This window comes from Maricaulis sp. CAU 1757, from assembly GCF_054482675.1.
Genome location: NZ_JBTLRI010000001.1, coordinates 281,864 through 294,448 on the forward strand (window position 1 = coordinate 281,864; position 12,585 = coordinate 294,448).

The 12,585-nt window shown below is 66.8% G+C and carries 12 protein-coding genes and 1 other RNA gene; all 13 read right to left on the reverse strand.

The annotated features are described in order from the left end of the window. Window position 1 precedes the first annotated feature (1 nt). The gene (gene mraY / locus ACXYMR_RS01360; RefSeq protein WP_458940950.1) at window positions 2-1,105 is read right to left on the reverse strand and encodes a phospho-N-acetylmuramoyl-pentapeptide-transferase; all 1,104 of its coding nucleotides are present in this window, start codon (window positions 1,103-1,105) and stop codon (window positions 2-4) included. Between the two features lie 7 nt (window positions 1,106-1,112). After that, window positions 1,113-2,540 carry a UDP-N-acetylmuramoyl-tripeptide--D-alanyl-D-alanine ligase gene (locus ACXYMR_RS01365; RefSeq protein WP_458940951.1) on the reverse strand — a complete coding sequence of 476 codons (1,428 nt, stop codon included), beginning with the start codon at window positions 2,538-2,540 and terminating at the stop codon, window positions 1,113-1,115. Beyond that, complete coding sequence (locus ACXYMR_RS01370; protein ID WP_458940952.1) at window positions 2,530-3,987, reverse strand: UDP-N-acetylmuramoyl-L-alanyl-D-glutamate--2,6-diaminopimelate ligase; 1,458 nt, start codon at window positions 3,985-3,987, stop codon at window positions 2,530-2,532. Before ACXYMR_RS01370 ends, ACXYMR_RS01365 begins: the two co-directional genes overlap by 11 nt. Further along, window positions 3,984-5,738 (reverse strand): peptidoglycan D,D-transpeptidase FtsI family protein, encoded by a 1,755-nt coding sequence (locus tag ACXYMR_RS01375; protein ID WP_458940953.1) that lies wholly within the window; start codon window positions 5,736-5,738, stop codon window positions 3,984-3,986. The genes ACXYMR_RS01370 and ACXYMR_RS01375 overlap by 4 nt, the downstream gene beginning before the upstream one ends. Beyond that, the gene (gene ftsL / locus ACXYMR_RS01380) at window positions 5,738-6,124 is read right to left on the reverse strand and encodes a cell division protein FtsL (protein WP_458940954.1); all 387 of its coding nucleotides are present in this window, start codon (window positions 6,122-6,124) and stop codon (window positions 5,738-5,740) included. Before ftsL ends, ACXYMR_RS01375 begins: the two co-directional genes overlap by 1 nt. Continuing rightward, a complete protein-coding gene (rsmH, locus tag ACXYMR_RS01385) occupies window positions 6,121-7,125 on the reverse strand; it encodes a 16S rRNA (cytosine(1402)-N(4))-methyltransferase RsmH (RefSeq protein WP_458940955.1) in 1,005 nt (334 codons plus the stop codon). Before rsmH ends, ftsL begins: the two co-directional genes overlap by 4 nt. Continuing rightward, window positions 7,122-7,583, reverse strand: a complete 462-nt coding sequence (locus ACXYMR_RS01390; protein ID WP_458940956.1) for a division/cell wall cluster transcriptional repressor MraZ — start codon at window positions 7,581-7,583, stop codon at window positions 7,122-7,124. The genes rsmH and ACXYMR_RS01390 overlap by 4 nt, the downstream gene beginning before the upstream one ends. Window positions 7,584-7,877: 294 nt before the next feature. After that, window positions 7,878-8,280: RNase P RNA component class A (rnpB, locus tag ACXYMR_RS01395), an RNA gene on the reverse strand. A gap of 34 nt (window positions 8,281-8,314) precedes the next feature. Next, window positions 8,315-8,986, reverse strand: a complete 672-nt coding sequence (locus ACXYMR_RS01400; protein ID WP_458940957.1) for an N-acetylmuramoyl-L-alanine amidase — start codon at window positions 8,984-8,986, stop codon at window positions 8,315-8,317. Continuing rightward, on the reverse strand, window positions 8,983-9,897 hold the full coding sequence (locus ACXYMR_RS01405) for a DMT family transporter (protein ID WP_458940958.1): 915 nt from the start codon (window positions 9,895-9,897) through the stop codon (window positions 8,983-8,985). The genes ACXYMR_RS01400 and ACXYMR_RS01405 overlap by 4 nt, the downstream gene beginning before the upstream one ends. A 77-nt stretch (window positions 9,898-9,974) precedes the next feature. Further along, window positions 9,975-10,271 carry a hypothetical protein gene (locus tag ACXYMR_RS01410; RefSeq protein ID WP_458940959.1) on the reverse strand — a complete coding sequence of 99 codons (297 nt, stop codon included), beginning with the start codon at window positions 10,269-10,271 and terminating at the stop codon, window positions 9,975-9,977. A 67-nt stretch (window positions 10,272-10,338) separates the two neighbouring features. After that, window positions 10,339-11,037, reverse strand: a complete 699-nt coding sequence (locus tag ACXYMR_RS01415; RefSeq protein WP_458940961.1) for a TerB family tellurite resistance protein — start codon at window positions 11,035-11,037, stop codon at window positions 10,339-10,341. A gap of 87 nt (window positions 11,038-11,124) precedes the next feature. After that, window positions 11,125-12,582 carry a metallophosphoesterase family protein gene (locus ACXYMR_RS01420; protein WP_458940962.1) on the reverse strand — a complete coding sequence of 486 codons (1,458 nt, stop codon included), beginning with the start codon at window positions 12,580-12,582 and terminating at the stop codon, window positions 11,125-11,127. Window positions 12,583-12,585 lie beyond the last annotated feature (3 nt).

Here is a 12,585-nt window from a genome sequence, read left to right on the forward strand (position 1 = left end):
TCTATCTCAGCTTCAGGGTTGCGAGTCCAATCAACGCCAGAACCACGGCGATGATCCAGAAGCGGATCACGATGGTCGGCTCGGCCCAGCCATGCTTCTCGAAATGGTGGTGGATCGGTGCCATGCGGAAGACCCGCTTGCCGGTCAGCTTGAAGCTGGCCACCTGGACCATCACCGAGACCATCTCCAGCACGAACAGCCCGCCGACAATGGCCAGCACGATCTCGTGCTTGACCGCCACGGCAATGGTTCCGAGCGCCCCGCCCAGCGACAGCGACCCGGTATCACCCATGAAGATCATGGCCGGCGGTGCGTTCCACCACAGGAAGCCCAGCCCGGCGCCCAGCAGGGCACCGCAGAAGACCAGCAATTCGCCGGTGCCGGCGGTGTAGTGGACCTGCAGGTATTCGGCGAAATCGACCCGGCCGACGACATAGGCGATGGCGCCGAAGGTCGCCGCGGCGATCATCACCGGGACGATGGCCAGCCCGTCCAGCCCGTCCGTCATGTTGACGGCATTGCCGGCCCCGACCACGACGATACAGGCAAAAACGAAGAACAGGGGCCCGATATTGAACAGGAAGTCCTTGAAGAAGGGGAAGGCGATCGAGGTCGTGACGGCGTCCGGCGTTCCGAACTCGCGGGCGGCGGCCGTGGTCCAGAACACGGCAATCAGCGCGATCACGAACTCGCAGGCCAGCTTGAACTTGCCGCCAAACCCGGCCGTCGTCTGCTTGGTCACCTTGAGATAGTCGTCGATGAACCCGACCAGGCCAAAGCCCGCGGTGACGAACAGCACGATCCAGACATACTGGTTGGTCAAGTCCGCCCACAAGAGCGTGCCCACCATCACCCCGATCAGGATCAGGAAGCCGCCCATGGTCGGCGTGCCGGCCTTTTCCACCACATGCCGCTCAATGCCCTCCGCCCGGATCGGCTGGCCCTTGCCCTGCTTCTTGCGCAGCCAGTTGATCATCGGCTTGCCGAAGGCAAAGGCGATGATCATTCCGGTGAACAGGGCAAGGCCGGTGCGAAACGTGATGTAGCGCAGCAGATTGGCCAGCTGCAGGTCCTCGGCCAGCGGCGCGAGCAGGAGATAGAGCATGTCGGCCTCAGGCCTCCGTCAGTCCAAACGCGGAGCCGTCACTCAGCGCGGCGGCGATGCGATGCAGGCCGGACGCGTTGGAGCCCTTGATGAGAACCACATCGCCCGGTCGCACCATCGACTTGACCAGGTCGAGCCCGGCCGATGCATCCTTCGCATAGCCTGCCCGCCGGCTCTCCGGCAAGGCATCGTGCAGGTGGCGCATCAGTGCGCCGCAAGTGACCACCTGGTCAATCCCCTCGGCCTTGAGCGGCTGCGCCAGTTCGGCGTGCAGCTCGCCCGCCTTCGGACCCAGTTCCAGCATCTCGCCGAGCACGGCGATGCGACGCCCGCCCTGGCCCGGTCGGGCCGCTCCCAGTGCCGCGATTGCGGCCGCCATCGACATCGGGTTGGCATTGTAGCTGTCGTCCAGCAGGGTGAATGAGCCGCCCGGCATGGCGATGCTGCGCGACTGGCCTCGCCCGGCTTCCGCCTCGACCTCGGCCAGCGCCTCGGCGACTTCGCGCGCGTCCAGCCCGGCCCCGGCCGCGGCGGCGAAGATCGCCCCGGCATTCCAGGCCCAGTGGGCGCCGGTGGCGGCGAGACGGAACGGCACCCGTATGCCGAGGACATTGGCCACACCACGACTGCCGTCCAGCCCGGTTTCGAAACTCTCGATGCGCACGGCGGCGTCGGCCGCCGTGCCGAAATCAATCATGAAGGCAGCACAGGAGCGCTTGGCCTGGCGCGCCAGCCGATCGCCCAGCGGATCGTCGGCCGGATAGATGGCCACGCCGTCCGCCACCAGCCCCTCATAGATCTCGGCCTTGGCGTCGGCGATCGCCTCGATCGAGCCGAGTTGCTCCAGGTGTGCCGGCGCGATGCGGGTGATCAGCGCCACGTGCGGCTGCACCAGGCCCGACAGGTCTCGGATCTCGCCGGCATGGTTCATGCCCAGCTCGAACACGGCGCGCTGCGTGGCCTTGGGCATGCGCGCCAGGGTCAGCGGCACGCCCCAGTGGTTATTGTAGGATTTGACGCTCCAATGGGCCGGCCCCGCGGCCCGGAAAACATGGGCCAGGGCTTCCTTGACGCTGGTCTTGCCGACACTGCCGGTGACCGCGACCCGGATCGCGGCACAGCGCTCGCGGGCGGCCACGCCAAGGTCGCGCAGCCCTTTCAGCGTGTCGCGCACCTGCAGCCGGGCGCCGTCCCCGGTGTCGGCGCGCGCCACCAGGCTCGCCGCCGCTCCGGCCGTCTCGGCAGCGCGGACGAAATCATGACCGTCACGTACATCCTCGAGCGCCACGAACAGGTCGCCCGGCTCGAGCGTCCGCGTGTCGATCGACACGCCCCGGCACACCCAATCGGTTGACCCGTGCAATTGCCCGCCGGTCGCCGCCAGCGCCTGGCGCGCCGTCCACAAGGGCTCGCCCTGATCAGCCCTATCCGTCATGCATCACCCCCAGCTCGGCCAACGCCTTGCGCCCCTCCTCGCGATCATCGAAGGGGTGAACGACATCGCCGACAATCTGACCGTCCTCATGCCCCTTGCCGGCGACCAGCAGGCAATCCCCCTCGCCCAGCAAGGCCACGCCGCGCCGGATCGCCTTGGCGCGGTCGGCGATCTCCTCGGCCTCGGGGCAGCCGGCCAGCACGGCGCGGCGGATGGCGGCGGGATCCTCGGATCGGGGATTGTCATCGGTGACGATGACCTGGTCGGCCAGTTTCGCGGCCACCCGGCCCATCTTCTCCCGCTTGGAGGGGTCACGATCACCACCACATCCAAACACCAGAACAACCTTGCCCTGGGTGTGCGGCCGCGCCGCCCTGCACAGCTTGTCCAGCCCGTCCGGCGTATGGGCGAAATCGATCAGCACCGGTGCGCCCTGGCGGGTCTCGCCGACTTTCTCCAGCCGCCCCGCAACTCCCTTGAGCCGCTCCAGCGTGCCCACCACGACCGTCGGATCAATACCCTCGGCCAGCGCGATCGCGGCGGCCAGGAGAGCGTTGAGGATCTGGAACTCGCCGACCAGCGGGATCTCGATCCGATATTCCTTGCCGCGCCAGTCGAACACCGCGTCCTGGCTGGCCGGGCGCGGGGTGATTTCCCGGATCATCAGATCATCGCCGCGCCAACCGACCGTCACGGTCTCCAGTCCGCGCGCGCGGGCGCTCTGCGCCATGCGCGCACCCCACTCGTCATCGACCATGATGACGGCCCGGCCATCGCCGTCGACACGCTGCGTGAACAGCAACTCTTTGGATGCGAAGTAATCATCGAAATCGGGGTGATAGTCGAGATGATCCTGGGTCAGGTTGGTGAATGCGCCGACCTTGATCCGGGCCCCATCGAGGCGGTGCTGCTTGAGACCGTGGCTCGACGCTTCCATGGCCAGGTGGGTCACCCCCTCGCCGGCCAGCCGGTCGAGCGCGCGCTGCAGCGCCACCGCGTCCGGCGTCGTGTAGCCGGTGTATTCCACCGCGTCGCCACGGGTCACGCCGAGCGTGCCGAGACAGGCCGCCTCGCGTCCGGCACCGGCCCAGATCTGGCGCAGGAACTCGACCGTCGAGCTTTTGCCATTGGTTCCGGTCAATGCGACGATGTGGTGCGGCTGGCGCGGATGGAAGCGCGCCGCCATGCGGGCCAGCAGGGCGGCCGGTTCGGCCGTGACAATGACCGGAACCGCCACGCCTTCCAGCGGGCTGTCGGTCAGCACCGCCGCGGCACCGGCCTGGATGGCCTGACCGATAAACGCCCGGCCGTGCATCTTGACGCCCGGCAGGGCCGCGAACAGCCAGCCCGGCTGCACCTTGCGGCTGTCCAGCGTCAGTCCGCTGATCTCGGTGTCCCCGCCCGCGACCTCCAGGCCTTCTCCGACGATCAGCTCATCCAGTGTCACCGACTATCCTCCGGCATGAATACGGCGCGGACCCGCGCCGCCCGCTCGTCGGGTGCGTCGTCGGTCCGGCCCACGCCCAGGATGGGCGCGATGCGCGACACGATCTCGCCCACCGCCGGGGCCGCTGTCCACCCACCCGTTGCATAGCCATAGGTGGATTCATTGCCGTGCGGCTCGTCGAGCAGCACCAGCAACGCGTATTGCGGATCATCGTGCGGGAAGACGGCGGAGAAGGACGACACCAGACGGTTGCGGTCATAACCGCCGCGCGACGGTTTCTCGGCCGTCCCGGTCTTGCCGGCCACCCGGTAGCCCAGCGCCTCGGCATTGCCGCCGGTTCCGTCTGTCACGTTCTCGCGCATCAAATCGAGCACGGCGCGCGACGCCTCGCTCGACATCACGCGCTCGCCGACCACCGTCTCGTCAGCCGCGATCGGCAGCAGGGTCGGCGGCACATAGACGCCGTCATTGGCGATGGCGGCAAAGGCGGCGATCGTCGCGATCGGGCTCACCGCCAGGCCGTGCCCGTATGAAATCGTCGCCGTCTCGGTCGGTCCCCACTGGCGCGGCAGCAGCGGATCGGCACTTTCCGCCAGCTCGATCGGGGCCCGCTCCAGCAGGCGGAGGTCGCCGAGGAAGCCGCGCTGCGCCTCCGCCCCGGCCTCCAGGGCGATCAGGCTCGAGCCGATATTGGACGAGTGGGTGAAGATCTCCGACAATGTCAGGCGCCGGTTCTCGGCGTGGTAATCGTGGATCGTGTGGCCGCCGATACGCAGCGGATTGGAGGCGTCATAGCCGCTTTCCAGCGTCGCCGTGCCCTGCTCGAGAGCCAGCGCCACGGTGAAGGCCTTGAAGGTCGAGCCCATCTCGTAGACCGACTGGGCAGCCCGGTTCAGGCGCTCGCCGTTCTGCGATTCCATCGGACGGTTGGGATCGTAATCAGGCAGCGAGACCATGCCGAGGATCTCGCCCGTGCGAACATCCATGACGATCGACACCGCCGCGTCGGCGTTGAATTCGGCCATGGTCTGGCGCATCACCTCGTCGAGATGGAATTGCACCGACATGTCGATCGACAGCGCCACCGGCCGCCCGTCACCGGACAGCAGCGCGCCGTCGAAGGCCCTTTCGGCGCCGGCCAGACCCTGCAGGTCCCGGTCGGTATAGCCGACAATGTGGGAGGCCAGCCGCCCGCGCGGATAGACCCGGCGCGGCTCGGTACGGAAACCGAGCCCGGGCAGGCCGAGCGAGAACACCGCCTGGCGCTGGCGCGGGGTCAGGTTGCGCTTGACCCAGACAAAGCGTCGGCGCGACGACAATTGCTCGGTCAGGCTGGCCACGTCGAGGTCCGGCAGGACGGCGGCCAGCGCCTCCGCGGTCTCCCCCGCGTCCCAGACCAGGGCCGGGTCGGCGTACAGGGAGTGGGTTTCAAGTGTCGTCGCAAGGACTTCGCCGGTGCGGTCAAACAGGTCGCCGCGCGGCACCGCGTCACTGCTCGCCGTGATCGGCGCCGCCACGGCCGGCCCGGTGAAAGCGATATCCATGGCCCGCACCGCGAGAATGGCGAAGCACACGCCGAGGCTCATGCCGATGACGCGCAGGCGGGAGCGTGCCGCGTCAATGGCGCGGGTCTCGTCGCTCTCGATACGCAACAGGCGGGACATGTCGGCCGGCGCGGCTTCGGCCAGCGGCGGCAGGGTCGTTCCCTTGCGTTCGGCCGAGACCGGCTTGCGGAATGGCCACCAACGCATCAGTCCGACCCCCCGACCGGATGCGGCTCGACCGGCCCGGCACGCGGCACCGGCGCCTGGCTGACCAGGCGCTCATCAGGTCGCCCGTGGGGCGGGCGCGCAGACGGTTCGGCCAGCAGCGGCAGATCGTTCAACTCGACCTCCCGTGCCGGATCGAGGGGCTCGAAGCCGAGATAGCGGCGCGCCAGGGCGCGCAGGCGTTCCGGGTCCTCGAGATGGGCAATCTCGACATTCAGCACATTGATCTCGCGACGCTCCTCGGCGAGTTGCGCCTGGATCTCCTCCAGTCGCTCTTCCGAACTCCGGGCCTCGGCCTTGGCGATGTACAGCGCGACGGCGAGACAGGCGGCCACGACGAGCGCAATCGCATTGAGCGTGCGGATCATAGCGCAGCCTCCAGATGGGCAAGCGACACAACATGACTGTGCGAAGCCGGCCCCTCTTCAAAGGCTGGCGCCGCGGTTCGAACGGCGGCTCGCAACTTGGCAGAGCGAGATCGCGGATTGACCTCGGCCTCGGCCGCGCTGGCTGCCAGCGCCTTGCGGTGCAGCAGCTTGAAGCTGGGCTCGGGACCGGTCTCCCGGACCGGCTCATGGCGCGATCCGCCGCCTCCGGCAAGCCCGGCTCGGGCCCGCAGGAAGCTCTTAACCATGCGGTCTTCCAGTGAATGGAAGGTAACCACGACCAGGCGCCCCATCGGCAAGAGCAGCCGCTCGGCCGCCTCCAGCGCAGCAGCCAGCTCGCCGAGCTCGTCATTGACGAATATGCGCAAGGCCTGGAAAACCCGGGTGGCGGGATGAATCTTTGAATGTTTTCCGCCCATTGCGCGGGAAACGATGTCGGCGAGACGGCCTGTCGTCTCGATTTTCGCCTCGCGGCGGGCCTCGCAGATGAACTTGGCGACACGGCGCGAACGGCGTTCTTCGCCGTAGACATAAAATATGTCTGCCAGCTCCGCCTCGCTGAGATGGTTGACCGCATCGGCCGCCGTCGGCCCGTGCGCCGCCATGCGCATGTCGAGCGGCCCGTCCTTCTGGAAGGAGAAACCGCGCTCGGCCTGGTCGATCTGCATCGATGACACGCCGATATCCAGCACGATGCCGTCAACGCCGGCCTCACCGCGCGCCCGCACCACCTCCTCCATGTCGGAGAATGGCGCCTCGGCGAACACGAAACGGCCGCCGGCAGCCTGCACCAGCTGGGTCGCCGCCGACTGCACGCGCGGATCGCGGTCAATGCCGATGAGCCGGCAATCGGCGGCCGACAGGATGGCCCGCGAATAGCCGCCGGCGCCGAACGTGCCGTCGACATAGAGTGCCCCGTCGCGCGGCTCGAGCGCGGTCAGGACCTCCTCCAGCATCACCGGAATGTGCGGGCTGGCGCTCATGCACTGCCTCCCGGACGCGGGGCCAGGCGCAGCGAGCGCTTGTTGTCGCGGGCAAAGCTCTGGGCCGTGGACTTGTGCTCCTCATAGGCGTCCGGCTGCCAGATCTCGAAACGCGAACCGAGACCGACAAAGGTCGCCTTGCCGTCCAGACCGGCGTGATCGATGAATTCCTTGGGCAGGGTGACCCGGCCATTGGCGTCGAAGTTGAGCGGCCGCGCGGCGCCGAAAATGGCCCGCTCGAAGGCGACCCGCGCCTCGTCATACGGATCCATGTCCTCGATCAGCGCCTGGTAGCGTTCGAGCAGGGCCTGACCGCCACCTTCCAGATAGGGGCCATCGAAGGATGGCCAGACGATGATGCCGTCAAACGGACCGCCCCGGACCACGGCGCGGAAATCCGCAGGGACGGAAACCCGTCCCTTGGCGTCAACGCCATTGCTCGTGGTCGACAGAAACACGCCCAGACACTCCCCAACCCCAACACGGGCTACCGATGGTTAATTATGGGATATCATGGGACAGCATGGGAAACAATGACGAAGAGGTCATATGTTATGGTTTAGAGCGCCTTCCGAAGTATTCGCGAGACGCGAAATCAAGAACAGATGCGGAACAAGAAGTTAATATCCACAGCCCGGCGCCAGCAATTACGCGGTCTTGGCGGGCAGCAGTGCAAAACGGTGGATTGTTGGAAAACGGCGCAATTGTGGCGCAAAGGCCACATTTTGAGGGCCATGACGGAGCAGAAAAAGGTGATCAGGCGGCCTGTAAGCCGGGTTCTGTCCATCCCGCGAACGGGACTGGGCGACCATTCATCTGCGGCGGGCCTTGCGACACGCCTGGTGCGACCTACCCGGATGGCAGGCGGAGGCGCCCGTGCCGCACGAAGCGGCGTCCATCCCTATTCGGTCTTGCTCCCGGTGGGGCTTGCCTAGCCCCCTTCCTTGCGGTCGGGGCGGTGCGCTCTTACCGCACCGTTTCACCCTTACCACGCCGGAGCCCGCAAGCGGGCCAAGGCGGGCGGTCTGTTCTCTGCTGCGCTTTCCCTGGGGTTGCCCCCGCCGGGCGTTACCCGGCACCGTGCCTCCGTGGAGCCCGGACTTTCCTCGACAGCGCCGTTTCCGGACCTGCTGCCGCGGCCGCCCGGCCACCTGATCGGCGGTGTATGTCGGCCAGTTGGGACGCCCCGTCAAGCAAGCGACGCCACGCGCCCGATCAGCTCGCGGGTTTCCTTGTCGAGCGCGCCATCGACCCGGCTTGGACGCCAGCGTCGCTGGAAAGCCTCGACCACCGCCCTCTGGCCCGGTTCCGGCGCATAGCCGATCTGCTTGAGCTGGGCCATCGGCTCGCCGGCCTTGAACGTGTCCGGCAAGGCCAGCGCACAGCCCGCCTCGGCCAGCCGCGACCACGGGAATTTCTCTCCCGGATCGGTCTTGCGGCCCGGCGCGATGTCGGAATGACCGATGACATCCGCAGGCGCGATCCCATGCCGTCCCATGATGTCCCGCACGAGATCAATCACCGCCGCGATCTGGGCCTCGGGAAAGTCCGGCAGGCCGAAGGCATGTCCGCCATTGACGATCTCGATGCCGATCGAGGCCGAATTGATGTCGTCCTCGCCCTTCCAGAACCCGCGCCCGGCATGCCAGGCCCGCTTGTCCTCGCCGACCAGCTGGAAGATGCGCCCGTCCTCCTCGACGAAATAATGCGACGACACCCGGCCGCCGACCTTGTCGTCCCGCAGCTTTTCGAGCGCCTCCTCGCCCGTCTCCATGCCGGTATAGTGCAGCACGATGAAGCGGACCGGGCGCTTGCGCTCGTTGAAGTTCGGCGACGGCGCCGCCTTGACCTTGAGGCTCATAGCGTCTTCTCCCGGGCCAGCGCCGCGGTCGGCAGCTTGCGGTTCTGGCGCACCGCGATGATACCCACCCCGGCCAGCGTCAGCGCCCCGCCGACATAGAGCCGCCAGCCTGTCGGGTCGCCGGTCAGCAGCACTCCCGAAATCACCCCAACCAGCGGCGCCAGCAGGGTGATCGGGGCGATCAGCGTGGCGTCGTAGCGCTTGAGCAGGCTGTAGAACACGCCATGCCCGAACACATTGACCAGCACCACGGTGAACAGGAGCGCTGCCAGGAACCACCAGCCGCCCGACAGGGTGGCCGCCAGCTGGTCGCTCTCGAAGGTCAGCGACAGGGCCAGCAGGGGCGGCCAGGAAATCAGCCCGATCCAGGCCTGGATGTGGATCGAATCGAGCGGCAGCCGCTTGACGTAGATCATCCCCACCGCCGCCACGAAGGCCGCGCCGACACCGATCAGCAGGCCCCAGGTGAGATCGCCCGCCTGCGGGTTGGCGACCACCAGCATGACCCCGCCAAAGGCCAGCGTCATGCCGGCGATGCGCGGCAGGCCGACGGTTTCCTTGAGCATGAAAATCGACAGGATGGTAGCGAAGGGTACCGCTGTCTGCAGCGCGATCGCCATGCCCGACGGCGTCGCCCATTGCATGCCCATGAAGATCAGCACGTATTGCAGCCCGCCCATGCACATGGCCACGATGAGCAGCGTCTTCATGTCCTTGGGCCGCGGCATCAGCCACGGCGCCAGGAAGGCGTAGAGCAGGGCAAAGCGCAGGAAGGCGAAGAAGATCGGCGGCACGCCGTCAAAGCCGGGTACCCAGCCGGGCGCCCCCGTGACGGCAAATTTGGCGACCACGAAATTCAGGCCCCAGACGACACACACGGCCACAAGGGCGAGAAAGTCACGTGGTTTCATGACCCCAGTCATGGACCGGGACCAGCCAAGGTTCAAGCAATGAAGTGACGGAAAACCGGGGACTTTCCGGTTCGGCCCTAGCGGCCCTGCGGGTCGATGCCTTCGACCGTCCAGCCATCCGGGCCGCGCGTGGCCACCAGGATGCTCGGGTCACCGGAGGATTTCGATCCGCGCAGCTTGCGCCACATCCAGTAGGCCCCGCCGGCCAGGAGGGCGAGCCCGGCAACCACCAGGAAGGCGGCCGTCAGCATGGCCGCGAGAAACAGGATCACGCCGAGGAAGGCCAGCGCCAGCAGCGCTGCGAGCACGTCGCGCGCCACCCGGCCGGCTCGGCTGGAAAACAGGCTTGTTGAAGTGCGTCGGGCGTCTGTCATGGGTCCTCGGTTCGGCTCAGAGTGGTCTCACCCCCGCCCCTTCATGTTGGCATTCTCGCGGCTCCAGTCAATCACCGACGCCGTGATTGCCCGCCCTTTCCTGCTGAATCTGGCGGTAAGCCGCGTTGATCGCAGACATTTTTTCGTTCGCCATGCGCTGGACCTCGAGCGGCGCGCCGCGTGCGATCAGCCGATCCGGGTGGTTCTGGGAGGCGATCCGGCGATAGGCACGACGCAGATCGGCATCGCTGATATCGGCATCGATGCCGAGGATCATGTAGGGGTCCGCATCGCCATTATCGACATGGCCGGAACGGATGCGCCGGAACTCCAGCTCCGAGAAACCGAAAATCTCCGCCACCTGGCTGAGATAGTCCATCTCGTCCGGGGTCACGCTGCCGTCCGCCTTGGCGACGTGGAACAGCCCGTCGAGCACGTCCTCCAGGATCGCCGGATTGGCGCGGAACCGCTTGGCCAGGCGCCTGGCATAGCCGTCGAACCCCAGCGTTGTGCGGGTGGCCAGCTCGAAGGCCCGGTCGAGCGGCGCGCGGCCTTCCGGTGGCGGCCGGAAGACCTCGTAGAAGGCCCGGATCTCGCTGCGGGACACCTGGCCGTCGGCCTTGGCCATCTTGGCCCCGAGCCCGATCAGCGCCATGGCAAAATCGGCATCGTCGACGCGATGCATGATCGCGTCGTCACACCCGTCACAGTCGAGAAAATCCTCTCGCCCGTTGAGCCGGTTCGCCAATGACCGCCAGAAACCCATGATTTCGGGTTTAGCGCCAAGCGGGCCGGAAGGCGATAGGGCAGACTGCGGGCCGTGACATCCGGCCCGCCAGTCCTGCCTGGACTGCTAGTTTGCCGACGCGGGGCGGGTCCACACCGGATCACGATTGCCCGGCTCGTAGAAGGCTTCGGCGCACCCGGCAGCGCTCAGCGTCAGCATGGCGAAGCCGTTCTTGACCCGGTTGGGATAAGCCGTGCCGCCAACCTTGGTGTGGCTGAACCAGCCAATGCCCTGTCCGCTCTGCTGCAGACCCCAGGGCACTCCCATCGGGATGGCGCCATGGCCGGCACAGCCGGTCCGTATGCCCTTCTGGCCCAGCACCGAGCCGTCGCTATAAGCGATACCCATGTGGATATGTCCCCAGTACCAGAGCCGGATCTGCTTGGCGTCCACGACCTGGGTCACATCGCTCCACAGCGGCAAGAGTGTCGTGCCGTCCATGGTCATCGCCGTCTGGTGGGTCAGCAGGGTGAGGTTGGAATGCGCCGCCGCGATGCGTCGCAGGAAGTCGTATTGCGGATCGGCTTTCGGCCCGGTCAGCTCGCCCAGCCCGCCTTCCATGTACAGCGCGGACGGATCGAAATAGGCGGCGTCGAGCCCGACAATGGCGGTATCACCCATGGTCAGGGCGAAGTACGAGAACCCGTTCTGGTGGGCAAACGGGGTCGGCTCGCTCGCCGTGCGCCCCAGCGCGACGTTGAAGTACCCGTTCGCGCCGCCATACATCTCGTGGTTGGAATTGAGCGTGAAACTGCGTCCCGGCGGCATGTCCGGCCACATCGACAGGAAATGCTTCGACTCCTCCTCGGGCGGCGGCGCGGTCTCGGTGCCGGCATAGTACACATCGCCGAGGTGGATGATGTAGTCGGGCTTTTGCTGCTCGATCGCGGCCAGCACGTCGGTGGCGGGGTCATAGCCGCCCGCGTCGAACTTGCCCGTACCCCAATCGCCCACCAGGGCAATCCGGCATTCATCGTTCGTGGTCTGCAACTTGCCGACATGGGGCGCTCCACCCTTCGGCGGCGAAAAGGGAGCGATGCGCGACTCGTCGACCAGGTTGATCAGGTAGTTGAAAAAGGCCCACAGCCAGCCCGGATCGAAATCCTGGTACTCGGCCGCCCCGAGTATGGTGCCGTCCGGTGCCACGACGCCCTCGGCTCGGGCTGCCGCCCAGGCGTATTCGGTCGGCGTGATGGTCGGCGGATACAGGACGACGATCACGGTATCGATCACAGCCCAGACACGCTGCACGTCGGTCGGCAGGGAGGAAATGATATCCTTGAGCAGTGGCGGTTCGTATTTCAGCCAGTACAGCACCAGGCTCATCTGGGCCTGTCCGCCTGCGGGCAGCGGCGGATAGGTCTTGCCCTGCGCCCGCAGGATCGACGCCTTGCCCAGAGCGTCGCTCGCCACCAGGGTCTGGAAGACATCATGGATGGAGGTGTCCAGGAGCTTGGCCCGGGGCGCCGGGATGCCGACCTCGCACAGCCGATCGGCCAGACCGGTCTTGTCCAGTGTTTCCATGAT

What these genes read in the sequence shown, in the direction of transcription:
- ACXYMR_RS01420 (WP_458940962.1), bottom strand. Translation starts at nt 12,582, where the DNA reads ATGGAAACACTGGACAAGACCGGTCTGGCCGATCGGCTGTGCGAGGTC.
- rsmH (WP_458940955.1), bottom strand. Translation starts at nt 7,125, where the DNA reads ATGAGCGCCAGCCCGCACATTCCGGTGATGCTGGAGGAGGTCCTGACC.
- mraY (WP_458940950.1), bottom strand. Translation starts at nt 1,105, where the DNA reads ATGCTCTATCTCCTGCTCGCGCCGCTGGCCGAGGACCTGCAGCTGGCC.
- ACXYMR_RS01375 (WP_458940953.1), bottom strand. Translation starts at nt 5,738, where the DNA reads ATGCGTTGGTGGCCATTCCGCAAGCCGGTCTCGGCCGAACGCAAGGGA.
- ACXYMR_RS01415 (WP_458940961.1), bottom strand. Translation starts at nt 11,037, where the DNA reads ATGGGTTTCTGGCGGTCATTGGCGAACCGGCTCAACGGGCGAGAGGAT.
- ACXYMR_RS01410 (WP_458940959.1), bottom strand. Translation starts at nt 10,271, where the DNA reads ATGACAGACGCCCGACGCACTTCAACAAGCCTGTTTTCCAGCCGAGCC.
- ACXYMR_RS01365 (WP_458940951.1), bottom strand. Translation starts at nt 2,540, where the DNA reads ATGACGGATAGGGCTGATCAGGGCGAGCCCTTGTGGACGGCGCGCCAG.
- ACXYMR_RS01400 (WP_458940957.1), bottom strand. Translation starts at nt 8,986, where the DNA reads ATGAGCCTCAAGGTCAAGGCGGCGCCGTCGCCGAACTTCAACGAGCGC.
- ftsL (WP_458940954.1), bottom strand. Translation starts at nt 6,124, where the DNA reads ATGATCCGCACGCTCAATGCGATTGCGCTCGTCGTGGCCGCCTGTCTC.
- ACXYMR_RS01405 (WP_458940958.1), bottom strand. Translation starts at nt 9,897, where the DNA reads ATGAAACCACGTGACTTTCTCGCCCTTGTGGCCGTGTGTGTCGTCTGG.